Origin of the sequence: Nonomuraea sp. NPDC049625 (assembly GCF_040675285.1) — a bacterium.
In the GTDB taxonomy this organism is placed as follows: domain Bacteria; phylum Actinomycetota; class Actinomycetes; order Streptosporangiales; family Streptosporangiaceae; genus Nonomuraea; species Nonomuraea angiospora_A.
Window position 1 is genome coordinate 1217323 of the sequence record NZ_JBFAOQ010000002.1, and the last position, 25672, is coordinate 1242994.

General features: G+C 72.0%; 21 protein-coding genes and 1 pseudogene. 11 read left to right on the forward strand and 11 right to left on the reverse strand.

Translation table 11 applies throughout. The features are described 5' to 3' along the window. Nucleotides 1-10 precede the first annotated feature (10 nt). Nucleotides 11-1672, forward strand: coding sequence for an AbfB domain-containing protein (locus tag AB0J87_RS13000; RefSeq protein WP_363964837.1), 1662 nt, complete (start codon nucleotides 11-13; stop codon nucleotides 1670-1672). Between the two features lie 165 nt (nucleotides 1673-1837). Continuing rightward, nucleotides 1838-2737, forward strand: coding sequence for a hypothetical protein (locus tag AB0J87_RS13005; RefSeq protein ID WP_363964839.1), 900 nt, complete (start codon nucleotides 1838-1840; stop codon nucleotides 2735-2737). Here the strand turns inward: AB0J87_RS13005 and AB0J87_RS13010 are convergent. Then, nucleotides 2723-3514 (reverse strand): hypothetical protein, encoded by a 792-nt coding sequence (locus AB0J87_RS13010; RefSeq protein WP_363964841.1) that lies wholly within the window; start codon nucleotides 3512-3514, stop codon nucleotides 2723-2725. The genes AB0J87_RS13005 and AB0J87_RS13010 overlap by 15 nt on opposite strands. Nucleotides 3515-3560: 46 nt before the next feature. Continuing rightward, nucleotides 3561-4313: pseudogene (locus tag AB0J87_RS13015) on the reverse strand (SMI1/KNR4 family protein); the annotation flags it as partial. A 111-nt stretch (nucleotides 4314-4424) separates the two neighbouring features. Between AB0J87_RS13015 and AB0J87_RS13020 the strand changes: the two are divergent. Then, nucleotides 4425-4595: a hypothetical protein gene (locus AB0J87_RS13020; protein ID WP_363964842.1), complete on the forward strand. Its 171-nt coding sequence runs from the start codon at nucleotides 4425-4427 to the stop codon at nucleotides 4593-4595. 47 nt (nucleotides 4596-4642) lie between these two features. Continuing rightward, entirely contained in the window at nucleotides 4643-5461 is an 819-nt protein-coding gene (locus tag AB0J87_RS13025) for an MOSC N-terminal beta barrel domain-containing protein (protein WP_363964844.1), read from the forward strand. Between the two features lie 39 nt (nucleotides 5462-5500). On the opposite strand, the gene AB0J87_RS13030 is transcribed toward AB0J87_RS13025, so the two are convergent. Both AB0J87_RS13030 and AB0J87_RS13035 read right to left on the reverse strand, forming a co-directional pair. Next, on the reverse strand, nucleotides 5501-6835 hold the full coding sequence (locus AB0J87_RS13030) for a hypothetical protein (RefSeq protein ID WP_363964846.1): 1335 nt from the start codon (nucleotides 6833-6835) through the stop codon (nucleotides 5501-5503). Between the two features lie 89 nt (nucleotides 6836-6924). Beyond that, nucleotides 6925-7827: a helix-turn-helix transcriptional regulator gene (locus tag AB0J87_RS13035; protein ID WP_363964848.1), complete on the reverse strand. Its 903-nt coding sequence runs from the start codon at nucleotides 7825-7827 to the stop codon at nucleotides 6925-6927. 114 nt (nucleotides 7828-7941) lie between these two features. On the opposite strand from AB0J87_RS13035, the gene AB0J87_RS13040 reads away from it, so the two are divergent. Then, nucleotides 7942-8640 (forward strand): SDR family NAD(P)-dependent oxidoreductase, encoded by a 699-nt coding sequence (locus AB0J87_RS13040; protein WP_363964850.1) that lies wholly within the window; start codon nucleotides 7942-7944, stop codon nucleotides 8638-8640. A gap of 76 nt (nucleotides 8641-8716) precedes the next feature. On the opposite strand, the gene AB0J87_RS13045 is transcribed toward AB0J87_RS13040, so the two are convergent. From AB0J87_RS13045 to AB0J87_RS13055, 3 genes are all read right to left on the reverse strand, one after another. Beyond that, complete coding sequence (locus AB0J87_RS13045) at nucleotides 8717-10237, reverse strand: multicopper oxidase family protein (RefSeq protein ID WP_363964851.1); 1521 nt, start codon at nucleotides 10235-10237, stop codon at nucleotides 8717-8719. Between the two features lie 11 nt (nucleotides 10238-10248). Further along, nucleotides 10249-10713, reverse strand: a complete 465-nt coding sequence (locus tag AB0J87_RS13050) for a hypothetical protein (protein ID WP_363964853.1) — start codon at nucleotides 10711-10713, stop codon at nucleotides 10249-10251. 92 nt (nucleotides 10714-10805) lie between these two features. Continuing rightward, on the reverse strand, nucleotides 10806-11654 hold the full coding sequence (locus tag AB0J87_RS13055) for an AraC family transcriptional regulator (protein ID WP_363964855.1): 849 nt from the start codon (nucleotides 11652-11654) through the stop codon (nucleotides 10806-10808). Between the two features lie 135 nt (nucleotides 11655-11789). On the opposite strand from AB0J87_RS13055, the gene AB0J87_RS13060 reads away from it, so the two are divergent. Together AB0J87_RS13060 and AB0J87_RS13065 are read left to right on the forward strand one after the other, a co-directional pair. After that, entirely contained in the window at nucleotides 11790-12764 is a 975-nt protein-coding gene (locus AB0J87_RS13060) for a DMT family transporter (RefSeq protein ID WP_363964857.1), read from the forward strand. A gap of 10 nt (nucleotides 12765-12774) precedes the next feature. Beyond that, entirely contained in the window at nucleotides 12775-13791 is a 1017-nt protein-coding gene (locus AB0J87_RS13065) for a class I mannose-6-phosphate isomerase (protein ID WP_363964859.1), read from the forward strand. An 11-nt stretch (nucleotides 13792-13802) separates the two neighbouring features. On the opposite strand, the gene AB0J87_RS13070 is transcribed toward AB0J87_RS13065, so the two are convergent. Genes AB0J87_RS13070 through AB0J87_RS13080 form a run of 3 tightly spaced genes read right to left on the reverse strand, consistent with a single transcriptional unit; the run spans nucleotide 13803 to nucleotide 17702 of the window. Beyond that, nucleotides 13803-14798: a hydroxyacid dehydrogenase gene (locus AB0J87_RS13070; RefSeq protein ID WP_363964860.1), complete on the reverse strand. Its 996-nt coding sequence runs from the start codon at nucleotides 14796-14798 to the stop codon at nucleotides 13803-13805. Continuing rightward, entirely contained in the window at nucleotides 14795-15844 is a 1050-nt protein-coding gene (locus AB0J87_RS13075) for a LacI family DNA-binding transcriptional regulator (RefSeq protein ID WP_363964862.1), read from the reverse strand. The genes AB0J87_RS13070 and AB0J87_RS13075 overlap by 4 nt, the downstream gene beginning before the upstream one ends. Beyond that, nucleotides 15828-17702 (reverse strand): DUF2264 domain-containing protein, encoded by a 1875-nt coding sequence (locus tag AB0J87_RS13080; protein ID WP_363964864.1) that lies wholly within the window; start codon nucleotides 17700-17702, stop codon nucleotides 15828-15830. The genes AB0J87_RS13075 and AB0J87_RS13080 overlap by 17 nt, the downstream gene beginning before the upstream one ends. 272 nt (nucleotides 17703-17974) lie before the next feature. On the opposite strand from AB0J87_RS13080, the gene AB0J87_RS13085 reads away from it, so the two are divergent. From AB0J87_RS13085 to AB0J87_RS13100, 4 genes are read left to right on the forward strand one after another with little or no spacing between them, the layout of a single operon-like run. Further along, nucleotides 17975-19972, forward strand: coding sequence for an ABC transporter substrate-binding protein (locus tag AB0J87_RS13085; RefSeq protein ID WP_363964866.1), 1998 nt, complete (start codon nucleotides 17975-17977; stop codon nucleotides 19970-19972). 4 nt (nucleotides 19973-19976) lie between these two features. Further along, entirely contained in the window at nucleotides 19977-20966 is a 990-nt protein-coding gene (locus tag AB0J87_RS13090; protein WP_363964868.1) for an ABC transporter permease, read from the forward strand. 12 nt (nucleotides 20967-20978) lie between these two features. Further along, complete coding sequence (locus AB0J87_RS13095; RefSeq protein WP_355195422.1) at nucleotides 20979-22058, forward strand: ABC transporter permease; 1080 nt, start codon at nucleotides 20979-20981, stop codon at nucleotides 22056-22058. A gap of 14 nt (nucleotides 22059-22072) precedes the next feature. Further along, on the forward strand, nucleotides 22073-24181 hold the full coding sequence (locus AB0J87_RS13100) for an ABC transporter ATP-binding protein (RefSeq protein ID WP_363964870.1): 2109 nt from the start codon (nucleotides 22073-22075) through the stop codon (nucleotides 24179-24181). Here AB0J87_RS13100 and AB0J87_RS13105 read toward each other — a convergent pair. After that, on the reverse strand, nucleotides 24128-25657 hold the full coding sequence (locus AB0J87_RS13105; protein WP_363964872.1) for a heparinase II/III family protein: 1530 nt from the start codon (nucleotides 25655-25657) through the stop codon (nucleotides 24128-24130). The two genes, AB0J87_RS13100 and AB0J87_RS13105, sit on opposite strands and share 54 nt — an antisense overlap. Nucleotides 25658-25672 lie beyond the last annotated feature (15 nt).

Consider the following 25672-nt stretch of genomic DNA (forward strand, 5'->3'; position numbering starts at 1 on the left):
AGGAGAGGTCATGTCCGCACGCACCCCCCACGTCACCCGTCGCGGAGCCCTCAAGACAGCGCTCAACACCGTGCTCGCCGCCGGCGCCGGCGCGGCCCTGCTGGGCCGCGCCGAGCCCGCCGCCGCGGCAAGCCACCCCGGCCTGCTGCACACGCAGGCCGACTTCGACCGCATGCGTTCGATGGTCAACGCCGGAGCCCAGCCGTGGAAGGCGGGCTGGGACCGGCTCGTGGCCAACTCCCACTCCCAGAGCACCTGGACGCCCAACCCGCAGGCGACGATCGTCCGCGGCGGCGACGGCCAGAACTACGGGATCCTCTACAACGACATCCACGCCGCCTACCAGAACGCGCTGCGCTGGAAGGTCAGCGGCAGCACCGCGCACGGCGACAAGGCGCGCGACATCCTCAACGCCTGGTCCGGCACGCTCACCACGGTCACCGGCAACGCCGACCGGTTCCTGGCCGCGGGCATCTACGGCTACCAGTTCGCCAACGTCGCCGAGATCATGCGCGGTTACGGCGGCTTCGACCTGGCCCGCTTCCAGCGGATGATGCTCAACGTCTTCCACCCGCTCAACGAGAGCTTCCTGACCAACCACAACGACGCCTGCATCACCAACTACTGGGCCAACTGGGATCTGTGCTCCATGAACTCGATCCTGGCCATCGGCGTGCTCTGCGACCGCCAGGACCTCATCGACCGGGCCGTCACGTACTTCAAGACGGGCGCGGGCAACGGCTCGATCGCGCACGCCATCCCGTTCCTGCACAGCGGCGGGCTCGCGCAGTGGCAGGAGAGCGGGCGCGACCAGGGCCACACCATGATGGGCGTCGGCCAGATGGGCGCCTTCTGCGAGATGGCCTGGAACCAGGGCATCGACCTGTACGGCTACGACGGCAACCGGTTCGCCAAGGCGTGCGAGTACATCGCCAAGTACAACCTGGGCGAGGACGTCCCGTTCGCCGCCTACACCTGGGGCACCGGCCAGAACTGCGCCCAGCAGACGCACACCGCGATCTCCTCGGCGAGCCGCGGCGAGGTGCGGCCCGTCTGGGAGACCGTCTACCACCACTACGCCGTCAGGCGCGGCCTGGCCATGCCGTACTCGGCCGCGTTCGTCGCCAAGGTGCGGCCGGAGGGCGGCGGCGGCGACTACGGGCCCAACAGCGGCGGCTTCGACCAGCTCGGGTTCGGCACGCTCACGCACGCCAGGGTCCCGGGCGCCGCCACCCTCCCGGCGGGGACGACCAGGTCGCTGCGCTCGGTCAACTATCCCGCCCGCTACGCCAGGCACCAGAACGACCTCGGCTACCTGCACGAGGTGAGCGCCTCCAGCGACGCCCAGACCCGCCAGGACGCCACCTTCACGATCGTGACAGGGCTCGCCGCGCCGAACGGCTACTCCCTGCGCGCCGCCGACGGCCGCTACCTGCGCCACTCCGGCTGGCGGGCGCGCCTGGGCGCCGACGACGGCACCGCCGTGTTCAGGGCCGATGCCACCTTCTACGCCGTCCCCGGCGCCGCGAGCGGCTCGGTGCGCCTCGAATCGAGCAACTATCCCGGCCGTTTCCTGCGCCACCGCGGCTTCGAGCTCTGGGTGGACGCCTACGACGGCACGACCGGGTTCCGCGACGACAGCTCCTTCACGGCCGTCACGGCCTGGGCCTGACCCCGTCACGGGCGGGCGGCGCCACCGACTGGGTGCCGCCCGCTAGGGGCTACTGAAGGTGATCATGTCCTTCCTTTCCGGTTGTTTCCGGGAGATCGGCGGATCTTCACTGCTACCGTCCGGCCTTTCCGGCAGTAAACCCGAGAGAAAGAGAGACGGACCCCTATGTGGATCGCCTTGGGTGTGATCGTCGCCCTGGTCGCGGGCGTGGCTCTGTGGTGGAAGTTCCGAGATCCGCTCAGAGGCGAGGACTTCTACAAGTTCCACGTCGAACGCAAGTGGGCCTGGGAGCTCATCCTCGACGACGAGCAGGAGCGGGCCTTCATGGCGGGGCTCGAGGCGTACGACGAGGAGAGCACGGTCTACCCGCACCGCGAGGCCGGCGCGCTGCGCGTCTACGACCCGTCCATGATGATCTCGCTGTTCCTGCTCACCGAGCAGTTCGCCGCGATGGGCCCGCAGGCCCAGGCCGACCCGGCGGGCGCCGTACGCCACCTGATCGACCGCGCCGCGCAGAGCGAGACCGGCGGCGTGCTGCACCTCGACGACGACTGGATGGCCCAGCCGGTCGACGGCATGGACAAGTACGACTTCACCAGCGCGATGATGAGCGCCACGCACGCCCAGGGCGTGGACGGCGGCGTCGGCGGCTACGGCGACGAGGACGGCGGCTACGGCATGCTCACCGTGCTCGTGGAGATGCCGCAGCACGTGGCCCGCATGTACGACGACGCCCACAGCCACGCCGCCCCCGGCGAGATCCGCAACCGGCTCGACGTCTACAAGGCCGTGATCGAGGAGCCGGAGCCCGAGTTCGTGGCGGGGCTGGAGAGCGCCGACGCCGAGCGCAGCCGCTTCACGAACACGCTGATGTACGACTACGGCCGGGTGCTCGCCGGATACCGGTCGATGCGCCCGCAGATGCCGCAGGCGCAGCCGTCCGACGTCATGTCCATGGTCATGGCGCGCATGCTGTCGGACAGCCTGCCCGGCATGACCTGGACCCGGCAGCCGTCGACCGAGCAGTACCAGCGCGCCCTGGAGCTGATCTCAACGAGAGGCTGACCCGCCGCGGGCGAACCGGCCCGCGAAGGTCCGCACGTCCGCCGACCTGCCCGCCAGGTCGGCCGCCCACTTGACCGCCGTCCTCAGCGACGGCTCCGGGGCGTGGTAGGACCTGTCGACCGACCACCACCAGGCCCGCTCCCGGGGCGGCTCGGCGGCCAGCTCGGCTGCCGCCAGCCCCGCCGGGTGGCCCGCCCGCTCCCAGAGCTCCTCCCACTGCGCGCGGCGCAGGCGCAGGTAGAGCAGGTTCTTGAGGTCGGCGAGCACGCCGAGGTCGTTGACGGTGGCCTCGGACAGGTCCAGCCCGTACAGGCGCGGGCACGACATGAGCGGCGCCAGGTCCACGGGGTTCGCGGTACGCAGCGTCAGCAGGCGCAGCGTGGCGTGGCCCGCCAGCGGCCACAGGTCGATCGCGTCCATGGCCAGGTCGAGCAGCTCCACCGGCGTGTCGCGGAGCGGGCCCAGGTCCGCTCCGGGCACGTTCTCCACGGTGATCTGCCACAGCGTCGGCGTCCCGCGCAGGGGCCGGAAGTCGGCCCAGGGAGCGTTGAGCACCGTCAGGCGTTCGATCCCCGCGCGCATGCCGCGCATGGAGGCCGCGTCGGCGCCGGCGACGACCAGCGCGCGGGGCTCCTCCTCCGGCTCCTCGGCGTCGATCCACAGCTCGCCCTGCTCGATCCGGTACGCGCCCGCCCGCAGCGCGGCGACGTGCCGATGCAGCAGGCCGGTCACCGAGTCGGCGACGTAGACCGGGCCGTCGTCGTGGTGCACGCCCATGCGGATGACCTGGCCGGAGCGCCGCGCCGGGCCCCGGCGCGAGGTCCACGGCCAGGAAGTCGCCGCCGGTGCTGGTGGCGAACGGGATCCAGCCCGGGTGGTCCGACGCCCGGCGCACCGCCAGCCGCGGGCCGGTGCTGGTGATCAACGGGGTGCGCAGGTGGTCACGCCAGGCGCGGCCCGCGGCCCACCAGCGGTTCTCCGGGCGGCTCTGGCTCACCAGCCTCTCCAGGCCGAACCAGGGGTGCCGGTCCAGCAGCCCTTCGCCGCCGTCGCCGTCGATGTGCGCGTACAGGGCACGGAGGTCGTCGGGGAGCCCCATCGCGAGCTCGGCCCGGCGCGCCTCCGGCAGGGCGGGCGGCGGCGCGTACGTGTCCCGCCCCAGGATCCGGTCCCGCTCCCGTAAATAGGCGCCGAGCAGGGCGACCGCCTCCCGCGGGTCTCCCGCCTGCGTGGACTCCACCGGGCCCTTCTGGAACGCCGCCGGCTCGGCCGGGAGCGCGTGCCGGTCGAGCACGTACAGGAACCCGCCGCCGTGGGCACGCTCCAGCGACTCGCTGACCACCGCCTCGAACCGCCCCTTGGCCTCCACCACCAGCTCGACGGTCAGATGATCGCCGGTCGGCCCGGCCAGCGTGTGCACGGCGCACAGCTCGGCGTGCAGGTCGACGTCACCGCCGCCGGCGCCGGGCTCGTACGTCAGGCCGCTGTGCCCGGCCCCGCCGCCGGCGGTCGCGAACCCCCGCAGTTCGGCCCGGCGCCACTTCGGGGGCGCCGCGGCCGCGATCTTCTCGGCCATGGAACGGAGTACGTCGTCGATCACGCGGCCTTTCCCCACCCGACTCGATCTTGTGAACGGCCGGATCCGCACCCGGTCGCTTTGTCGGTGATGATCTCTAATCTCCCGCCCATGACACAAGTGATCCCGTCACCCGCCTGGCAGGAGCTACGCGACCTCGTCGCCGAGGGCAGGACCGCGGACCTGGCCGACCGCGTGATCCCGATGCTGCCCGGGCCCTGGGGGCGCGGGTGGCGGCGGTCTTCGGCGGTGAGGCCACGCCTGAGGAGGCGGGAGTGGTGACATATTTGCCTCCTGACGGCCGTTACTGAACCGGATAAGCTTGGGCGGTGATCCTTGATCAAATCCTGATTTATCCGCTGAAATCGGGTCAGGGTTGGGCGCGGTCCGAGGCGGTCGTTCACCCCTGGGGCCTGGACGGGGACCGGCGGTGGGCGGTCGTCGACGAGAACGGCGACAACCTGTGGCTGGGCGAGTTCCCGCGCCTGGCGTCCGTCGCCGCGCACCCCACCGCCGAGGACGGTCTGCGGCTCGCGGCGCGCGGGATGGAACCCCTGACCGTGCCGCCCGCCACCGGTGCGGCCACGCGGGTCGGTTTCACCGGCCTGGACAAGGCGGTGCTCGCCGACGACGCCGCGCACGCCTGGTTCAGCGAGCTGCTGGGGCGCCCGGCCCGGCTGGTGTGGCTGGACGACCCCACGCGGCGGTCGATCGACCCGGCGCACGGCGGGTTGCCGGGTGAGGTGGTGAGCTTCGCGTGGGACGCGCCGCTCCTGCTCACCTCGGAGTCGTCCGCGCTCGCCCTGGACGGGTGGCTGGCCGAGGAGGCCGCCAGGCACGGCGAGGATCCGCCCGGGCGGTTGTCACGGGTACGGTTCCGTCCCAGCGTGATCATCGAGGGCGCGGAGGCCTTCGCGGAGGAAGGCTGGCGCGAGGTGCGGATCGGCGACATCCCCTTCCGGGTCTCGGAGATCTGCGACCGTTGCGCGGTGACGACGATCGATCCGGAGACCCAGGTGAAGGGCAAGGAGCCGCTGCGGACGCTGGCCCGGTACCACAAGTGGGACGGCAAGACCTGGTTCGGCATCCGCCTCGTCACCCTCGAACCGGGCACGATCCGGGTGGGCGATCCGGTCAGCGCCCGCTGACCGGATCGATCGCGCACCGTGGCCGGCGAGGTGCCGGTCTCAGCAGTCGAGGTTCGGGCAGTTCAGGGCGAGTACGAGGCGGTCGCTGTCGTAGATGGCGTCGTAGTCGCCGCGGAACTCGTTGACCAGCCATATCTCTCCGCCGGCCGGCCAGTAGGCGACGTTCTGCGCGTTGCCCGGAGCGGTGGTCATGTAGTGGACGTCGAGCGTGCCGCGGTCGGCGGAGATCGTGACGCGGTGCAGGCAGGACTTGCGGTAATCCCCTGAGATGTTCGCCGTGCCGCCCGGCATGTAGGTGACGGCGGGCGCGCCGTCGGGGCACAGCCCGACGAGGACGCCCCTGTCGCCGGAGAACACGCCGCCCTGCAGCTCCCAGACCGGGCTCGTCCAACCCTCGGTGGGGTGGACGAGCCCGTCGGAGCCGGTCTTGAGCAGGGCGGTGGACGGGTCGAGCGGCCAGCGCAGGATCTTCCCGCCGGAGGCGCCCCTCTTGTACTCAACGGTGGTCAGGTGGTCGGCGCCGCTCCGGTCGAGCGAGACGCCGTTCAGGCAGGGCCTGGTCAGGTCGAGGCTGGCGCACACCGCCGGGGAGTTGAGCCGGTAGTAGCCGATCTGCGGCAGGGCGAAGCCGGAGTACGCCGCCGAGCAGACGCCGCTCACGCAGCCGACGTTCCCTGACGTGGTGGAGTTCATCTTCCAGAAATGGGTGAGGTCGAAGACGCGGACCAGTCGGTCGCCGCCGGAGACGTCCGGGTCGCCGCCGGTGACGAGGAAGAGCTTGTTGCCGTACCACGAGATGCCGTCGGCGTGGGTGGCGATCTCGTGGAAACCTTCGGCGGTGCCGTCGGGTTCGACCAGGACGACGTGGCGGTAGGGGGCTCCCGACATTCCGGCGGTGACGTCGGCGAAGGTGACCCTGGCGAGCCGGTTGGCTCCGTACTCGTGGGAGGCGCCGCTGCGCCAGCTCACCGCGACGATCTTCCGGCCGGCGCAGCCGTCGCAGGGCGGGTAGAGCACCGAGCCGTTCATGCCGTCGCCGCTGCCCGTGATCCCCTGCGGGAACCAGTTCGCGGTCGTGTCGTCGGTGGCGTTCCAGCAGAATCCGCTGACCGGGACGGAGACGTGGAGGTCGGTGGGGTGGCAGATCGCGCGGGTGGTGTAGCCGCCGGCGATGACGGTGTCCATCCGCACCTTGGTCACCGGCAGCGTGGAGACCACCGCGTCACGCGCCGACATGGTCGAGGTGAACGCCAGCGGCCTGACCTGAGCCAGTTGCGCGGCCGTCAACGCGTAGCCGGTGGCCGCCTGGGCGGGCAGGGGGACGGCCAGCAGGGCGGTGAGGAGCAGGACCAGTGCGGCTAATCGCGTGACCACAGGTGACCTCCGTCATTATGAAGGTTTCCTGCATTACTAACATCAACTTGGGAGGTGGTCAACGACATGGGGGAGAAATCAGGGGCTACTTAGTGAGGGCTCCTCCTAATGTATTCCTGTAGGTCGGCATCGTGGTCCGGGGCCGGTGGGCCGGCGACGGCGGTGAGGCGGAGCTTGGTCTCGTCCTCGCTGCCGGGCACGGCGGTCATGATGACGATCTTGAGCTCGGAGTCGCCGTCGGTCAGGATGTCGCAGTCCACCGTGACGGGGCCCACCGACGGGTGGTAGATCGTCTTGTGGTCCTCGCGGTGCGCGGCCACCTCTCCGGTCGCCCACAGCTCGGCGAACCTCCTGTTGCCCGCGTTCAGCTCGCGGATCAGCGTGGCCAGGCGGCCGTCCTGGGGGAAGCGGCCGGTGGCGCGGCGCAGGTCGGAGACCACGGCGGCGTCGGTGGCGGCGCGGTCCGCCTCGGTCACCGGCCACAGGGCGAGGTGCGCGGGGCCGGCGTCCACCGGAAACCTGTCACGGGCGAAGTTGCGCAGCCGCGGCGGCGCGCCGGAGGGGTCGCCCAGCAGGGCGGCCCACCCGCGGTTCCACCACACCAGCTGCCAGTCCGCCGCGAACACGGCGACCGCCACATCCCCGAGGCGGGCGAGCACCCGCTGCACGCCGGGCGGAAGATGGTCGGAGATCGCGCCGCCCACCGGCGGTACGAGCTGGGCCAGCCGGTACAGGTGGTCCCGCTCGGCGGTGGACAGCTGTAGAGCCCGCGCCAGTGACGCCACCACCGACGCCGAGGGTGTCGTGGCCCGCCCCTGCTCCAGGCGCACGACGTAGTCGACCGATACGCCGGCCAGGTCAGCCAGCTCTTCGCGCCGCAGCCCGGCCGCCCGGCGTCCTCGGGACACCGGCAGCCCGGCGGCCGACGGGGGCAGCCGATCCCGCCACGTGCGGATCATCGCGCCCAGTCCGGTTCCGGGTGTCGTCGACATGACCTCCATCCTCATGCATCCCCGGTCGTGCGGGTGGGCGCGAGGGTGGTACCGGTCTTCCTACCGTCGAAGCCTCCCTGGTCCGCCTCCTTCGCCGGGACCAGTATCGAACGCATGACGATCACCTTCATCACCGGAGCCAACAAGGGCCTCGGCCGCGAGACCGCCCGCCGCCTGATCGAGTACGGCCACACCGTGCTCGTCGGAGCCCGCGACCGCGAGCAGGGCGAGGAGGCCGCCGCCGCGCTCGGCGCACGCTCCGTCCCCATCGACGTGACCGACGACGCGTCCGTGGCCGCCGCGGCCGCGAACGTCGCCGAACACGAAGGCAGGATCGACGTCCTGATCAACAACGCCGGCGTCCACGGCCCCGTCGGCGACCCCGGCGACCTCACCGCCGCCGACGCCCGCGCCGTCCTCGAGGTCAACGTCATCGGCGTCGTCCGCACCACCACCGCGTTCCTGCCGCTGCTGCGCCGCTCGGACGCCCCTGCGATCATCAACGTGAGCAGCGGCATGGGCTCCCTCGCCTTCACCCACGACCCCGGCCGGCCCGAGTCGCATGTGATCGCGCCGCTGTACACCTCCTCGAAGGCGGCGCTGACGATGTTGACCACGCAATACGCGAAAGGGCTCAAGGGCATCCGCGTCAACGCCGCCGACCCCGGCTACACCGCGACCGACCTCAACGGCCACAGCGGCCCCCAGACCGTTGCCGAGGGCACGGACGCGATCGTCGCCCTCGCCACCGAGGAGCCCGGCGCCGGCACCGGACGCTTCGTCTCCCGCCATGGCGAGATCGCCTGGTCCTGAAGCCGGGCCGTGCCGAAGCCGCCCCGGACCGGTGGAATGCGCCGCCGGCCGGCGCCTGGTGCTCACTTATTGGGGCTCACTCGGGCTTGTTGCCGGCCGAGCCGCCGACCGTGAACCGGGTGGTGACTCCCTCGTACATCAGATGGGCCGTGAGCCCTTCGGAGGCGTGGGGCAGGTTGTGGCAGTGGTCCATCCAGACGCCGGGGTTGTCGGCGACGAAGGCGATCTCGTACGTCTGGCCGATCCCGACCTCGAGGGAGTCCACCCACCAGGGGCTGCCGGTGGCGGCCACGCCGTCGCGCGTGAGCACCACCGCGTGGTGGCCGTGCAGGTGCATGGGGTGCGCCTCGCCACTGTTGTTGGAGATGCGCATCCGCACCACGTCACCCTCGGTCACGTGGAACATGGGCACGTCGGGGTAGAGATGGCCGTTGATCGTCCACCACACGCCGGGGACCCCGTCGAGGAAGCCGGGGCGGCGGCCCACGTCGTACTCGAAGCGCCGGTCCGGCTTGGCGGGGTCGAACCCGAGCGGCGCCCGGGCGCCGTACGTGAGCGGGTCGAGAGTCGCCGCCGGCCGTGGCACCGGGGGCGCGTCGTACGACGTCGAGCCGAGCACGACACCGGCGGGACCACCGAGGTGGATCCGCACGGGGGAGCCGCCGGCGGGCATGGTGACCTCGAGGTCGGCGCGTCCGCCGGCGGCCACCGCGACCGCCTGGTCCCGCACCGGCCCCGGCCCGCTGACCTCGGTGCCGTCCACGGCCACGAGCCGGTACGGCGCGCCGCTCACCCAGGCCGGCATGACGCCGTACTCGGTGTTGATCACCCGTACCCGGGTCCGCGCGCCGGGCGCCGCCTTGACCTGGACGTCGCCCTCGCGCCCGTTGACGGTGCGGATGCCGCCGTACAGGTGCACCAGCGCCACGACGTCTTTCACGCCGGCGGTTCTGGCCGGCGCGACGACCAGCGCGCCGAGCAGGCCGCCGCGGACCTGTTCGTGTGACATCTGGTGCGAGTGATACCAGAAGGTGCCCGCGCGGTCGGCGACGAACCGGTAGGTGAACTCCTTGCCGATGCCGACCGCGTCCTGGGTGACGCCCGCGACGCCGTCCGCGGCGTTGGGGACGTCGACGCCGTGCCAGTGCAGCGTGATGCCGCCCGGCACCGACTCGTTGACCAGCCGGACCTGGACCAGCTGGCCCTGGACGGCCTTGATGACCGGGCCGGGCGACTGCCCGTTGAGCGTGTAGCCGTCGAAGTCGCGGCCGGAGGACAGCCGGAACCGCTGCTTGCGGGCCACCACGGTCACCGTGACGTCGGCCGGGCGGTCCGCGTCGGCGACCAGTTCCGTCACGTCGCGCCCGCCGTGTTGGGCAGGGGCGTGGGTCGAGGCGCCTCCCATCGCATGCGCCCCGTGGTTCTGGGCGCCTCGCGGCCCGCCGCCGTAGTCCGCGTACCCCATGTCCATGACGGAGTACGCGGACGGCAGCAGGCTGGCCTGCCAGAGCCAGATCAGCGGCCCGAGCACGGCCGCCGTCGCGGCGCACGCGACGGCGGTGCGGACCTGGCCGCGACCCGGGCGGTTGCGACGCACGGGACGCGCCGTCAGTCGCGGGCCGCGTGCTGCGACCCCGGCACGGCGGCCGGGCTCACGGCCGCGCCCCGGCGCGCCGCGTACAGCGCCACGGTGAACAGCAGCAGCGCGTTGAGGCCGTGCACGAGGCCGACCAGCGGGATGCTGTGGCCGACGAGGCCGAAGGTGATCTGCAGGACGACCAGCAGCAGCACCAGCCCGGCCGCCTTCACGGCCCCGGGGAGCTTCGCCCAGAACGAGGAGATCAGCAGGAGCAGCGAGAGGACCGGGATGACGAAGATCCCGTTCATGCCGTGGATCATGAGCCCGAGGGCCTCGGCGAACGGCGTCTCGCCGCTCTCCATGAGCGTCTTGTCGACCACGCCGCCCCCTTCGACCCACAGGCCGAGCCCGGCGTCCGCCCAGACCACCATCGACGCCTGCACGGCGACCTCGATCGCCACCAGGTAGGCCAAGACCTTGTAGACGTTTTTCATCGCATCCTCCCTGTCCGGTGTTGTCGCGAGTCACGTTAGGGAGGGTGACTTGGGGCGGAATGGTGGCAGACTTGGGACGGACTGAGAAGAGGTCAGACCGGTCGTGCCAGCCGATACTGGGTGGGCGTGACGCCGTACGAGCGGGTGAACCAGCGGGTGAGGTGGGCCTGGTCGGTGAACCCGGCCTCGACGGCCACCCGGGCCGCCGGATGGCCCTGGGCGAGCAGGCGGCGGGCGGCGCGCAGCCGCAGCTGGCGCTGGTAGTCGCTGGGCGCGAGCCCGTAGGCCGTGCGGAAGGCCCGGTAGACGGCGTACCGGCTGGAGCCGGTCCAGGCCGCGAGGTCGTCGGCGCTGATCGGCTCGGCGTGGCGGTCGTGGATCAGCTCGCGCGCCTTGGCGGCCAGCCGCGTGACGGCGGGGGCGCTGAGGGCGGCGGGCGGTCCGGGCGGCGTGCGCGCGGCCAGGTGCACGAGGGCGGCGACGGTGGAGGAGAGCAGCTCGTCGCGTTCGAGCGGTCCGGCGCCGAGCTGCAGCGCGGTGTGCAGCCGGCGCAGCCGCTCCGCGAGCACGGGTGAGCCGAGGACCGGCGCGGCGAACAGGGGCCGCCCGGCGGGGCGCCCGGTCAGGTCCCGGAGCACGTCGGTGATCAGGTCCTCGCCGATGTGCACGATCCGGTACGTGAAGCCCAGCTCGTGGGCCGCGTGCCCGTCGTGCACCTCGTCGGGGTTGAACGCCATCACCATCCCGGCCGCGCTCGTGTGCCCGGCGCCACGGCAGGTGAAGGTCTGCGCGCCGTGCTCGGTGACGCCGAAGGAGTAGGTCTCGTGGCTGTGCCGGTGGTAGCGGTGGCGCAGGAAGCTCGCGTACATGGCCTCCAGCGGCATCCCGTCCGCGCGCCAGTAGCTGGTCCACTCCCGGGGCCCGCGGCGCTCGCCGGTCATCGCATCACCATCCGGTCGTCGCCGCGCACGAGCGTACAAGACCGGCATGGCGCCCCGGGCGCAGGCTGGATCGCTGCCGCCGCGCCCGTCTCCTCTGTCCCCCGGCGCGGAACGGCGTGTCGCGGAGGTGAACCCATGGCAAGCACTGTAACGAGCGGCACCAAGCCGTACCTTCTGCTGGTCACGACGATGCTGCTGTGGGGGAGTGGCTTCGGCGCCTCCAAGGTGATCGTCGACCACCTGCCCCACTCCGTGGTCGCGACCCTCCGCTTCGGCGGCGGAGCCCTGGCGCTGCTGGTCGCCCTGCGGCTCTCCCGGCAGCCCGGCGGCCGGCGGCGACCGCCGGTGCGCGACTGGGCGCGGGCGGCCGGCGCGGGCGTGCTGGGCGTCTTCGTCTACAACGTGCTGTTCTTCTGGGGACTGTCGCTGGCTCCGGCGATCGACGGGAGCACCATCGTCCCGGTCATGAGTCCGGTGCTGACCACGTCCTTCCTGCTGGTCATGGGCCGGGAGCGGGCGTCGGCGGCGCGGGTGGCGGGGCTGGTGATCGGCGCGGCCGGCGCCGTGGTCTTCTTCGTGGGCTCGGGCGGGGAGGCGGGCGCGGGCCAGGGCCGGCTCGCCGGGGACCTGCTCTTCCTGCTGAGCGCCTGCTGCTGGGCGGCGTTCACGCTGATGGGCCGCCGCGTGCTCGCCGGCATCGACCCGCTCAAGGCGACGACGTACGCGACGGTGAGCGGGGCGGTGCTCCTGGCGATCTACAGCGCGCCGTCGGCCGCCGAGGTCGCCTGGCACGACGTGCCCGCCTACGTCTGGCTGAACGTGGCCTTCGTGGCGCTCGGCCCGACCGCGGTGGCGAACCTGCTGTACTACCGGGGCATCCGCGACGTGGGGCCGGCGTCGGCGTCGATCATGATGTTCGTCGTGCCCGTCGTCGGGACCGCGTGCTCCGCCCTGTTCCTGGGGGAGTCGTTCGGCACCGTGCAGGCGCTGGGCGCGGCCGTGCTGCTCGTCGGCGCCGTCCTCGCCGTCACCCAGGGCAGGATCCCGGCACGGCGGCGCGCCGTCGTTCAGGAACCCGCCCCCGAACGTCGACCAGGTCACCTGGCATGATGCAGGGTCTATGACCATTTACCGGCTGCCCGCCAACACACCCCGCTCGTTCTACCGGGGTGAGGGGCGCATCGGCAGGTTCCGCGGCGTCCGTCCCGCCGAGGACCCGTACTTCCCGGAGGACTGGATCGCCTCGACCACGAGCCGGCACGGCGCGGCTCCCGCGGGGCTGACCACGCTGCCCGACGGCCGGTCGCTGGCCGAGGCGATCGCCGCCGATCCCGTGTGGTGGCTGGGGGAGCGGCACGTCGCGGAGCACGGCGCCGACCCGGCGATCCTGGTGAAGCTGCTCGACGCGGGCGAGCGCCTGCCGCTGCACGTGCACCCCGACCGCCGCTTCGCCGCCGCCCACCTGGCCTCGCCGTACGGGAAGACCGAGGCGTGGGTGATCGTCTCGGCCGAGCCGGGGGCTGCGGTGCACCTCGGCTTCGCCAGGGACGTCGAGCCGGGCGAGCTGGCCGGCTGGGTCGCGGAGCAGCGGATCGACCGGATGCTCGACGCCACCAACCGGGTGCCGGTGCGGGCCGGCGACGCCATCCTCTGCCCCGCGGGCCTGCCGCACGCCATCGGGGCCGGGGTCCTCATGGTCGAGGTGCAGGAGCCGACCGACTTCTCCGTGCTGCTGGAGTGGGCGGGCTTCGACATCGACGGCCCGGCCGCCGGGCACCTGGGGCTCGGCTACGACCAGGCGCTCGCCTGCGTCGACAGGAGCGGCTGGGGCGAGGAAGGGCTCGCCGAGCTGAGCCGCGCCCGCCGCCCGTCGGCCGACGCCAGGCCCGGGGTCCAGCGGCTCTTCACCGACCTCGCCGACGAGTTCTTCGCGGCCGAGCGGCTGCGGCCCGATCCGGTCAGCGTGCTGGAGCCGGCGTACTCGGTCGTCGTGATCACCGCCGGCGCCGGCTCCGTCGAGTGCGAGCACGGCGCGCCGCTCCAGGTCGGCGCCGGGGACACGCTGCTCGTCCCGTACGCGGCCGGGAAGTGCGCGCTGCGCGGCGACGTCGCGGCGGTGCGCTGCAAACCGGTGTGAACCGACGGGAGTCAGGCGATCCGCGGCAGGTCGGCGAGGCGGATCTGCCCGTGCAGCGGCCGTCCCGTGACGAACCGTTCGACCTCGCCCACCGCGTACTCTCCCAGCGCGCGCAGCTCCCTGCCCCGGGCGCCGCTGACGTGCGGGGTCACCCAGACCCCGGGCGCGGACAGCAGGGGATGGCCCGCCGGCAGGGGCTCGGGGTCGGTGACGTCGAGGATCGCGTTGAGCCTGCCGGACACGCACTCGCCGGTGAGCGCCTCGGTGTCGACGAGCGTGCCGCGGGCGGTGTTGATCAGCGTGGCGCCGTCCGGCAGCAGGCCGAGGCGGCGCTTGTCCAGCAGCCGGTACGTCTCGGGCAGGGCGGGCGCGTGCACCGTCACCAGGTCGGCGCGGCGGCACAGGTCGTCGAGCCCGACCGGCTCGCAGCCGAGCTCGCGCGCCCGGTCCGCGTCCAGGTAGGGGTCGTTGAGCAGCGGCGTCACCCCGTACGGTCTGAGCCGCTCGATCACCAGCCGGCCGACGCGTGAGGCGCCGACGACGCCCACGGTGAAGGCGCCGAGCCCCGCGCGCTCGCCGGGAGCCGGGACGCCGCCGGGGCGGGGGCCGTCCGGCCAGCCGCCCGTGGCGTAGGCGTGGACCCGGCGCGGCACCGACTTGGCGGCCAGGACCAGCATCGAGATCGTGTAGTCGGCGACCGGCACCGCGTTCGCCGCGGCGGCCGACGACACCACGATGCCCCGCCGGAACACCTCGGCGGTGACGTGCTCCTTGACGCTGCCGGCGGCGTGCGCGATGGCCCGCAGCCTGGGCGCGCGCTCCAGCACGGCCGCGTCGATGCGGGGGCACCCCCAGCCGGTGATCAGCACCTCCACGTCGGCGAGCGTCCCCCCGAGGTGGGGGAGCACGGCGTCGGGGGCGTCGACCAGCCCGGCCAGCCGTTCGCGCACGTCATCGGGGAACAGCTCGCCGAACAACGCGCCGTGCATCGCGAAGGCGGCTCTCACCGCACGCTCCGCAGGCGCCCCACCGAGCTCCTGACCACGATGTGCGTGCCGAGCGTGATCGGCGGCTCGGCCAGCGGGTCCTTGCCGGACAGCGCGAGGCGTACGGCCGCCCGGCCCAGCTCGGCGTGCGGCAGGTGGACGGTCGTCAGCCCGATGTCCTCGGCCGGGGGCACGTCGTCGTAGCCGACGATGGAGACGTCCTCGGGGACGCGCAGGCCGTGCTCGTGGATCGCCTGTACGGCCCCGGCGGCGATCACGTCGGTGGCGGCGAAGACCGCGGTGAAGTCGTCGTGCCCGGCGGCGAGCCGCCGCTTCATGGCCGCGTACCCGCTGGCCCGGTCGAAGTCGCAGGGCACCTCGAGCGCCGGGTCGTGGCCGAGCCGGTGGTCGGCGAGGGCCGCCCGGTAACCCGCCACGCGGCTGTCGGACGTGGTGTGGCCGGGGCGCAGCCCCAGGTAGAGGATGCGCCGGTGCCCGGCCGACAGCAGGTGGGCGGTGACCGCGTGGGCTCCGCCCGTGTTGTCGAACCCGACGGTGAGCGCCGGGACCCCCTCGCCGAGCGGCGGCCGGCCGCACAGCACCAGGCGCGAGCCCGAGGAGGCCAGCCCGTGGGCGTAGTGCGTCATGCGTTCGCGGTAGTCGTCGTCCAGGATCACGCTGCCCACCAGGATCACCGCCTCGGCGCGCTGCTCGCGCATCATCCGGACGATGCTGAGCTCGCGCTCCATGTCGCCGCCGGTGGTGCAGATGAGCGACAGGCGACCCTCGGCGGCGGCCTGCTCCTCCACGCCCTGGGCGATGTAGGCGTAGTAGGGCACGGACACCGAGTTGACGACGATCGCCACGGCTCCGGGCGAGGCCACGGACAGGGCCCTGGCCTGGGCGTTCGGCACGTAGTCCAGCTCGCGCACCGCGCGCAGCACCTTGTGCCTGGTGCTCGGCTGCACCGGGTAGTCGCCCGCCAGGGTGCGCGAGACGGTCGCCACCGAGACCCCGGCCTGCTTGGCGACGTCGCGGATGGTGACGCGTTTAGCCGGTCCAGACAACGCGCTCCCCCACGGGTCCGTTGCGGGTGTAGCCGGGCTCGCGGCCGAGCGCGACCGTGACCCTTGATCCAGCGGCATCATTCCACGAGACCTCGTCGCCCTTCACCCGGATACCCGGCGCCTGCGCGGGGGAGCCGCGGCCCAGCCGCACCGCCGAGACGTAGACCGCGGCGCCGCCCGGGTGGGCGCCGATCAGGTACGGCGTGGCGGAGTGCGGGCCGATCGCGTTCTCGTCCTGGCGCAGCGCCGCCTGGGCGGTGCGCCAGCCGTGCAGCCCGGCGATCTCGCTCACCAGGCCGCTCACGGGCCCGCTTACAGGGCCGCTCCCTGGGCCGCTCCCTGGGCCGGTCGCCACTGACGCGGTGAGCCCGGCCAGGGTGACCGCGCACGGCTCGCCGGAGGCGAGGGCGTGACCGCCGTCGCGGACCACGCTGCCCGCCGGGGCGGTGACGCGGTGCACGCGCACCTCCCACGGGCCGTCGAGCACGGAGGCGGTCTCCACGACGACCTCGCCGTCGGCGTAGCGGGAGGCGGCGAAGCCGTGGGCGATGCCGATGCGCTCGATGCGGCGGCGGCGGGTGGCGCGCCCGTCGGGGAGCAGCACGGCGAGATGGTTGTCGACGTTCTCGGCCCGGCCGCCGGGGCCGGTCTCGGGCGCTGTGTGCGTGGAGTAGCCGAGTTTGGCGTAGTGCGGGTCGTCCTTGGCGGAGTCGGGGTCGTTGCCGTCGCTGCCGTGGTTGACCAGGCGGGTGACGCCGTCGGTGCGGTGCAGGAGCCAGCCGGGCGCGGGCAGGGCCAGGGCGAGGTCGCCCTCGCCGGGCGCGGTGGCCGGGGCCGTCCAGACGGGGTGGTCCGGGCCGAGCAGCAGTCCCAGGAATCCCTTGCTCGCCCAGTACGGCGACGCGGGACCCGAATATCCCTGCGTCGTCGGCAGGTGCGGCCGGTGCCACCCCAGGGTGAGCAGGCCGCGCTCGTCGGGCACGCCGTGGGCGGCGAAGTGGTCGAGCGTGCGGCCCGCCATCAGGCGCGTGGTCCCCGGCCCGACGGGGGAGGCGTCGAAGATCGCGCCGAGCCAGAGCGGGGCCAGGCTCGCCATCCGGTACGTGAGCGACCGGCCCTGGTGCATCGGCGCGCCGTCGGGGGCGAAGAAGTGCCGGTAGCCGTCCAGGAACGTGCGCAGCCGCTCCTTGTGGACCGTGGCGTCGGCGCCCGACATCCTGGCCCACCACAGCGTGTAGAGGTGGATCGCCCAGCCGCAGTAGTAGTCGTAGTTCTGCCCGGCGCCGTCGGTGTACCAGCCGTCGCCGACGTACCAGCGCTCCACGTCGGCGAGGTGCCCGTCGATCTCGCCCCGGTCGTACGGCCCGCCGACCCCGGCCAGGAACTGCTCGACGATCACCTTGAACAGCACCCAGTTGCACGGCCAGGCGCGCTTGCCCACGATCTCGCCCAGCCAGGACACCACCCGCTCCTGGACGCCGGGGTCGAGCCGGTCGAACAGCAGCGGCCGGGTCTCGTGCAGCGCGATCGCGATCGAGGCGGCCTCCACGATCGTCTGGTTCAGATCGGTGATGGCCGGCCAGGCGTACTCGTGGCCGGGGTCGGTGCCGTGCGCGAGCCCGTCGGCGTAGCGTTCCAGCAGGCCCGCAGGCGCGCCGGCCGGGTCGCCCGCGAGGCGGAACGCGGCGAGCAGGAAGGTGCGCGCGAACCCTTCGAGCCCGTCGGAGCCGGGCCCCGACCAGCTCGTCCGGCCCGGCAGCCGGTACTGCGCGAAGCCGGGGGAGGCGTACGGCAGCACGGCGTCGAGCAGCCCGTCCGCCGTCTTCACCCAGTGCTCGCGAGGGCGGTCAGCGCGCACGACTACCTCCAGGTAACCGGTTACTCGTCGGCTCGGGCCGAACATACGCACGCGCCACAAGCGCCGTCAAGGGCGGTTCTGTCCGAAGGTAACGAGATGCTAACAACTCCGCCTAGTCGCACGGTGAACCCGCTGCTAAGTCCGGAATTTCGGGAATCTTCGCCGCGCGGACGGGTCTTGACGACCGTGTCAACGGCTTTTAACGTTCAGCGCAACTTGTCGAGTAACCGGTTACCAAGCCATCCGCCCCCAGCCGTTCTTGGAGTCTCGACATGGCCTACCGACCCGATCCCTCCAGCCTCAGCCGTCGCGACCTGATCAGGCTCGGCGGCGGCGCCCTCCTCGTCACCACGTCGCTGTCGGCGTGCACCGCCACCGGATCACAGGGCGGATCGCAGCCGTCGAAGAGCGCACCTCCGGCCGATCGCCCGCTGGAGGCCCCGATGCTCGCCGACCAGATCAAGGCGGGCAAGCTGCCCCCGCTCGCCGAACGGCTGCCCGAGATGGCCGACCGCCTGGTCGTGGACGGGCCCCAGGGCCTGGGCGGCTACGGCGGCACCTACCACGGCGCCTGCCTCGGCGAGGGCGACGACCCGTGGCTGGAGCGCCTGATCGGCTACGAGCCGATGCTGCGCATGGACCCGGGCGGCAAGACGACGCTGCCCGGCACCCTCAAGGAGGTCGCCGCCAACGCCGACGGCACCGAGTACACCCTCCACATGCGCAAGGGCATGCGCTGGTCGGACGGCGAGCCGTTCACCGCGGACGACGTGATGTTCGCGATCGAGGACGTCTACTACAACGAGAAGGTCACCACCACGGGCGTGCCTGCGCTGCTGCACGTGAACGGCGAGCGCGCCAAGGTGGAGAAGGTCGACGACCACACGGTGAAGCTCACCTTCGCCAAGCCCAAGGGCGACTTCGTCGACGGCTGCCGCACCGCCACCTGGACGGGGGCCAACTTCGGCTTCTATCCCAAGCACTACCTGAAGGACTTCCACCCGACGTACAACAAGGACGTCGAGAAGGACATGGAGAAGAAGGGGTTCGGCGAGTTCGCGGCCTACTGGGAGGACCGGATCAAGTGGTGGAACAACCCCGAGCGCCCGACCCTGCACGCGTGGGTGGTGACCGACCCGCTCAACACCGGCGACCGGGCGGTGGCCGAGCGTAACCCGTACTACTGGAAGGTCGACTCCGGCGGCGCGCAGCTGCCCTACATCGACAAGCTGGAGTTCGCGATCATCCAGGAGGCCGAGGTGATGCTGCTCCAGGGTGTGGACGGCAAGCTCGACTTCCACGCCCGGCACATCAACTCCGACGTGAACAAGCCGGTGCTGGCCGAGGGACGCCAGAAGGGCGGCTACCACTTCATCAAGGTCGAGCCGACCACGATGAACCGGATGATCATCTCCCTGAACCTGTGCCACAAGAACAAGGAGCTGCGCGAGGTCTTCAGGAACAAGGACTTCCGCGTCGGCCTGTCCCACGCCATCGACCGGCAGAACATCATCAACACCGCCTACCAGCGCCAGGGCGAGCCCTGGCAGGCGGCGCCGCACCGCAACTCGGAGTTCTTCGACGAGCAGATGGCCAAGCAGTACACGCAGTACGACGTGAACCTGGCCAACCAGCACCTCGACAAGGCGGGGCTGAGCAAGAAGGACGGCGAGGGCTTCCGCCTGCTGCCGGGCGGCGACCGGCTGCGCTTCTCCCTCGACCTGATCACGCTGTTCCCCGAGTGGGCCAACGCCGCCGAGCTGGTCCGCCAGAACTGGGCGGCGGTCGGTGTCGAGATGAAGGTCAACCCGATCGAGCGCACCCTGTTCTACGACCGCAAGGCGGCCAAGGCCAACGACCACGACGCGAACGTCTGGGCCGGGGACGGCGGCCTGCGCATCGAGATCGACGAGCCGCGCTGGTGGTTCCCCAACGGGGAGGAGTCCAACTACGCCACCCGCTGGGGCATGTACTTCCAGACCCGTGGCGAGAGCGCGGACGGGGAGAAGCCGCCCGCGCAGACGCTGCGCCAGATGGAGCTCTACTGGCAGATGCGGACCGAGCCCGACCAGGCCAAGCGCAAGGAGCTGTTCCGGCAGGTCCTCGCGATCGCCAAGGAGCAGTTCTACGCCATCGGGATCGTCCTGCCCACCGACGGCTACGCGATCGTCGGCAACAAGCTGAAGAACGTGCCGGCCAGCTATCCCGACGCCTTCCAGTTCCTCTCGCCCGGGCTCGTCAACGTGCCGACCTGGTACTTCGGAGCCTGAGACGATGCTGCGCTACCTCGGCAGGCGCGTCCTCGTCCTCATCCCGACGCTGGTCGCCATCTCCGTCATCACGTTCGTGGTGATCCAGCTCCCGCCGGGCGACTACCTGACCACGCTGACCGCGCAGCGGGCCGCCCAGGGCGACGCCGTGCCCACAGGCGAGGTGGCCCGGCTGACCGAGCGCTACGGGCTGGACCAGCCGGTCGTCGTGCAGTACTGGCAGTGGATCTCCAACATCCTGTTCCACGGCGACTTCGGCGAGTCCTTCGACTACGCCCGGCCGGTCACCGCGCTGCTCGCCGAACGGCTGCCGCTGACGATCACGCTGTCGCTGGTCACGCTGGTCTTCATCTGGGCGGTGTCGTTCCCCATCGGCGTCTACTCCGCGATCCGGCAGTACTCCGCGGGCGACTACACCTTCACCTTCCTCGGCTATCTCGGGCTCGCCGTGCCGAACTTCCTGATCGCGCTGGTGCTGATGTGGGTCGGGCTCAAGTTCTTCGGCCTGAACGCGGGCGGGATCCTGTCGCCGGAGTACCGCGACGCCCCGTGGAGCCTGGCCAAGGCAGGCGATCTGGTGGCCCATCTGTGGATCCCGATCGTCATCTGGGGCACGGCCGGCACCGCGGGCAACATCCGCGTCCTCCGCGCCAACCTGCTGGACGAGCTGCGCAAGCCGTACGTGGTGGCGGCCAGGGCGCGCGGCATGCCCGAACGGAAAATGACGATCATGTATCCGGTGCGGGTGGCGATGAACCCGTTCTTCTCCACCATCGGCTGGGTCCTGCCCGGCCTGATCGCGGCGGACGCGATCACCTCCAAGGTGCTCAACCTGCAGACCACCGGGCCGCTGATGCTGCGCGCGCTGCTCGCCCAGGACATGTACCTGGCCGGGGCGATCCTGCTGATCAGCGCCGTGCTGGTGGTGGTCGGCACGCTGGTCTCCGACCTCGCGCTCGGCTGGCTGGACCCGCGCGTCCGGCTCAGGTACTAGGAGGGCCCGATCGTGAAGGATGAGACCCTCGCCGTCGCGTCGCAGTGGAAGCTCGTCTGGTGGGGCTTCAAGCGCCACCGGGTCGCGCTGGTCTGCGGCTTCGTCACCGTCGCCATCTACCTGGTCGCGGTCTTCGCGCCGTTCCTCGCTCCCGGCTCCGGCCAGAAGACCAACGCCGACTACACCTACGCGCCGCCGCAGGCGCTGCGCTTCGACACCGATACCGGGCTGTACGTCCATCCGTACACCTTCAAGCAGGACCCGGAGACGCTGGCGCTGTCGTTCGAGGCCGACGAGGGCAAGAAGGTGCCGGTCGGGTTCTTCGTCAGGGGCGAGCCGTACGAGCTGCTCGGGTTCATCCCCTGGGACCGGCACCTGATCGGCCCTTCGAGCGGGGGGCACATGTACCTGCTGGGCACCGACTCCGTGGGCCGCGATCTGCTGTCCAGGATCATCCAGGGCACCACGGTCTCCATGTCGATCGGGCTGGTCGGCGTGCTGCTCTCGCTGGTGCTGGGCATCGTGCTCGGCGGCGTGTCGGGATACGTGGGCGGCCGGACCGACACGGTGATCCAGCGCGTCATCGAGATCATCATGTCGATCCCGACGATCCCGCTGTGGATGGCGCTGTTCGCGGCCGTGCCGGCCTCGTGGAGCCAGCTCGAACGCTACTTCGCGCTCACCGTCGTCATCTCGCTGGTCGGCTGGACCGGCATGGCCAGGGAGGTGCGGGGCAAGTTCTTCGCCGTACGCGGCGAGGAGTACGTGATGGCCGCGACCGCCGACGGCGCCGGGCGCCTGCGCATCATGTTCCGGCACATGCTGCCGTCGTTCACCAGCCACATCATCGCCAACCTGTCGCTGTCGATCCCGTCGGTGATCCTGGCCGAGACCGCGCTGTCGTTCATCGGGCTCGGCCTGCAGACCCCGATGATCAGCTGGGGCGTGCTGCTGCAGGAGGCGCAGAACATCCGGGCCGTGTCCACCGCGCCCTGGATGCTGATCCCCGGCATCGCGGTCGTGGTGACCGTGCTGGCCATGAACTTCTTCGGCGACGGCCTCCGTGACGCGGCCGACCCGTACAAGCACTGACGCGGGAGGACCTCGTGGAAGAGCCGCTGCTCAGGATCGAAGGGCTGCGCACCCACTTCTTCACCTCGGAAGGCGTGCTCAAGGCCGTGGACGGGGTGGACCTGTCGGTGCCTGCGGGCAGGACGGTCTGCCTGGTCGGCGAGTCGGGGTGCGGCAAGTCCGTCACCGCGCGCTCGATCCTGCAGCTCGTGGACCGGCCGGGCCGGATCGTCGAGGGTTCGATCCGCTGGAAGGGCGCGACCGACCTGGCCGGGCTCGACCCGGCCGGGGAGGAGCTCCGGCGGGTGCGCGGCGGCGAGATCGGCATGATCTTCCAGGAGCCGATGGCGTCCCTGTCGCCGATGTACACCGTGGGCGCGCAGCTCTCCCAGGCCCTGCGGCTGCACCGCGACCTGACCCGGCAGGAGGCCCGGCAGGAAGGCGTCGCGCTGCTGCGCAAGGTCGGCATTCCGGACGCCGAGCGGCGCTTCGACGCCTACCCGTTCCAGCTGTCGGGCGGCATGTGCCAGCGCGTGATGATCGCGATCGCGCTGTGCTGCGACCCGGCGATGCTGATCGCCGACGAGCCGACCACCGCGCTCGACGTCACCACCCAGGCGCGCATCCTCGACCTGATGATGGACCTGCGCGCGCAGAACGACATGGCGATCCTGTTCATCACCCACGACCTCGGCGTGGTCGCGGAGATCGCCGACGAGGTCGCCGTGATGTACCTCGGCAAGATCGTCGAGCACGGCACCGTGGCGGAGATCTTCTCCGACCCCCGCCACCCGTACACGCGTGCCCTGCTCCGCTCGATCCCGGAGCTGCGGGGCAGCGGGGCCCGCCGGCGGCTGACCGCGATCCGCGGCATGGTGCCGTCGCTGCACCGGGTGCCGGACGGGTGCCCGTTCCACACCCGCTGCGACCACGCGATCGACGGGCTCTGCGACACCACGCCACCCCCGATCAGGAGGTACGGCGAGGCGCACGTGGCCTCCTGCCACCTCGACGAGGTCCCGGCCGAGCCCCCGGCCGCGGTGCTCCAGGTCGCCGAGCGGGCCGCCCCCGCCGCCGAGGCGGCCGGACCCCTGCTCAGGGTCGAAGGGCTGGCCAAGCACTACCCGATCGGCGGCGGCCTGTTCCGCCGGCCGACGGGGCTCGTCCGCGCCGTGGACGGGGTCGATCTGACGATCCTGCCCGGCCGGACGCTCGGCCTGGTGGGGGAGTCGGGCTGCGGGAAGACCACGCTCGGCCGCTGCGTCGCGCGGCTGGCCGACCCGACCGCGGGCCGGATCCTCTACCGGACGGAGCCGGGGGACGAGGTCGATCTCGCCACGGTGACCGGGGCCCGGCTGAAGGAGTTCAGGAGGCAGATCCGGGTGATCTTCCAGGACCCGTTCTCCTCGCTCAACCCCAGGATGACGCTCCAGCAGATCGTCGGCGAACCGCTCAGGACCCACGGCATCGCCTCCGGCGGCGAGCTGACGGACCGGGTGGCGGACATGCTGGCCCGCGTCGGGCTCCGCCCGGAGTACATGCGGCGCTATCCGCACGCGTTCTCCGGCGGCCAGCGGCAGCGCATCAACATCGCGCGTGCGCTGATCACCGGGCCCCGGCTCGTGGTGGCCGACGAACCGGTCTCCGCGCTGGACGTGTCCGTCCGCGCCCAGATCCTGAACCTGCTCACCGACCTGCAGGAGGAGCTGGGGCTGACGTACCTGTTCATCTCGCACGACCTGTCCGTGGTGGAGCACATCAGCGACCGGGTCACCGTCATGTACCTGGGCCAGGTCGTGGAGGACGCCGGCACGGCCGACCTCTACCGGCAGCCGCGCCACCCGTACACCGAGGCGCTGCTGCACGCCGTGCCGGTGCCCGACCCGGGCCGGCGGCGGGAGCGGCACGCGTACGAGATCGCCGACGATCTGCCCGACCCGGCCGCGCCGCCGCCCGGGTGCCGCTTCCACACCCGGTGCGCGCACGTCCGCGCCGAGCTGTGCCGCACCGACGTGCCCGACCTGCGCGCGTACGGCGAGCGGCGGGCGGCCTGCCACCACGCGGCCGAGCTCACCCTCGCCGGGGTGGGGTCAATGGCACGTGAAACGGAGGTCGACGGCCGGATGGCCGGGCGGGACGCGTAGCCGCAGGCGGTGGACGGTGTCGGGACGGCCGTGGTGATCGCGGGTGGCGAGCGTCTCGACCGTCGCCGCGAACCCGGGATGGTCGAGGGTGACCAGGCCGTCCCAGTTCACCTGGTTTCCGCGCGCCTCGGGGCGGATCCGGCTGATGAACACCTCCTCGACCGGGACGTCGCCGGTGAACTCGTCACGCAGGTCGAGCCGGCCGTCCCGGTGCCAGCGGAAGCGGCGGACCACGGGCGACGGGTAGGCGGAGCTGAGGTCGAGCGCGAAGGTCAGGCCGTCGGGCGTCTCGGCGTACTCCAGCACCTCGGCGCGCCCGCCGCGCTGGGGGACGCCGCCGACGACCGGGAGCGAGTGGCCCTCCGCCGAGGGGTGCAGGAAGGTGTGGCGCCGGTCGCCGAAGTAGTCCCGCGTGTACTCGCCGGCCCCGAGGTCGTCCAGCACGTTGCGGCCGCCGGCCCTGAGGACGAAGTGGCCGAGGTCGTCGTGGTTGTGCGGCTCGTCGTTGTGCCCGCCCTTGGCCGCGAAGCCGTGGCCGTGCACCCCCCGGTCCACCACCCAGGCCAGGTCGGGCAGGTAGCTGGTGGTCTCCACCGGCCGTGACGGCACCGGACGGTACCAGGAGAGCGTCCTGGACAGGTGGCCCCACCGGTAGCAGTGGTCGGCGTGGAAGGAGGGGACGGCGTCCGGCCCGGGGGTGCCGAAACGCTCGGCCAGCCTGGTGAGCAGGCCGGCCGGGAGGAACGGGTCGTCCGTCGTGTCCGAGAACGGCACGTGCCCGCCGTCGGCGAAGCGCACCCGGTGCGGGAACGCGGCCATCGCGGCCACCTTGGGATGGTCGAGCAGATCCTCCCCGGTGCGCTCGCGCAGCGCCTCGGCGAAGTAGACGAAGTAGCCGAACCCGTAGACCCAGTACGCGACGCCTTCGACGCAGCCGCCGTCGTCCCCGTACCCGTCCAGGAACCGCCGCATCGCGGCCCGGCACCGCTCAAGCACCGGCTCGGGGTCGTCCAGCACGGCGAGCGCCGCCATCCCGGCGGCGCCTCCGCACACCGCCTCCCAGTTGTTGCCGAACCCCTCCCACTCCATGGGACGCGGGTCCAGGAACCGGTCGAGGACCCGTTTCCGGACCTCGGCGCGGGCCCGCTCGCCGACCACCGGGTCCACCCGCCCGGCGAGCTCGGCCAGCGTGTGGGCGGTCTCGCAGGCGAACAGGTCGACAGGCATCGACCGGTGGGCGGGCAGCACCCACGTGTACTCGTCGCAGGTCGCCCACACCACGTCGTCGAGCGCATCCCCAAAGGGATCGAGCAGGGCCAGGGCCGCCAGCCTGGCGCGGCGGCCGAAGTAGCGCCGCTCGTAACCCAGCCGCTCTCCCGTGCGCCCGTACTCGCGGAAGGCCGTGTACGGCAGGCCGGGCAGCGGCTCGTCGCTCGCCGCGACCTCGCGGATCTCGCGTTCCAGAGCGGACAGCACGGGTCCGATCATAAA

Coding starts and splice junctions, on each gene's coding strand:
- AB0J87_RS13000 (WP_363964837.1), top strand. CDS start 11: ATGTCCGCACGCACCCCCCACGTCACCCGTCGCGGAGCCCTCAAGACA.
- AB0J87_RS13005 (WP_363964839.1), top strand. CDS start 1,838: ATGTGGATCGCCTTGGGTGTGATCGTCGCCCTGGTCGCGGGCGTGGCT.
- AB0J87_RS13010 (WP_363964841.1), bottom strand. CDS start 3,514: ATGGGCGTGCACCACGACGACGGCCCGGTCTACGTCGCCGACTCGGTG.
- AB0J87_RS13020 (WP_363964842.1), top strand. CDS start 4,425: ATGACACAAGTGATCCCGTCACCCGCCTGGCAGGAGCTACGCGACCTC.
- AB0J87_RS13035 (WP_363964848.1), bottom strand. CDS start 7,827: ATGTCGACGACACCCGGAACCGGACTGGGCGCGATGATCCGCACGTGG.
- AB0J87_RS13040 (WP_363964850.1), top strand. CDS start 7,942: ATGACGATCACCTTCATCACCGGAGCCAACAAGGGCCTCGGCCGCGAG.
- AB0J87_RS13050 (WP_363964853.1), bottom strand. CDS start 10,713: ATGAAAAACGTCTACAAGGTCTTGGCCTACCTGGTGGCGATCGAGGTC.
- AB0J87_RS13055 (WP_363964855.1), bottom strand. CDS start 11,654: ATGACCGGCGAGCGCCGCGGGCCCCGGGAGTGGACCAGCTACTGGCGC.
- AB0J87_RS13060 (WP_363964857.1), top strand. CDS start 11,790: ATGGCAAGCACTGTAACGAGCGGCACCAAGCCGTACCTTCTGCTGGTC.
- AB0J87_RS13065 (WP_363964859.1), top strand. CDS start 12,775: ATGACCATTTACCGGCTGCCCGCCAACACACCCCGCTCGTTCTACCGG.
- AB0J87_RS13085 (WP_363964866.1), top strand. CDS start 17,975: ATGGCCTACCGACCCGATCCCTCCAGCCTCAGCCGTCGCGACCTGATC.
- AB0J87_RS13090 (WP_363964868.1), top strand. CDS start 19,977: ATGCTGCGCTACCTCGGCAGGCGCGTCCTCGTCCTCATCCCGACGCTG.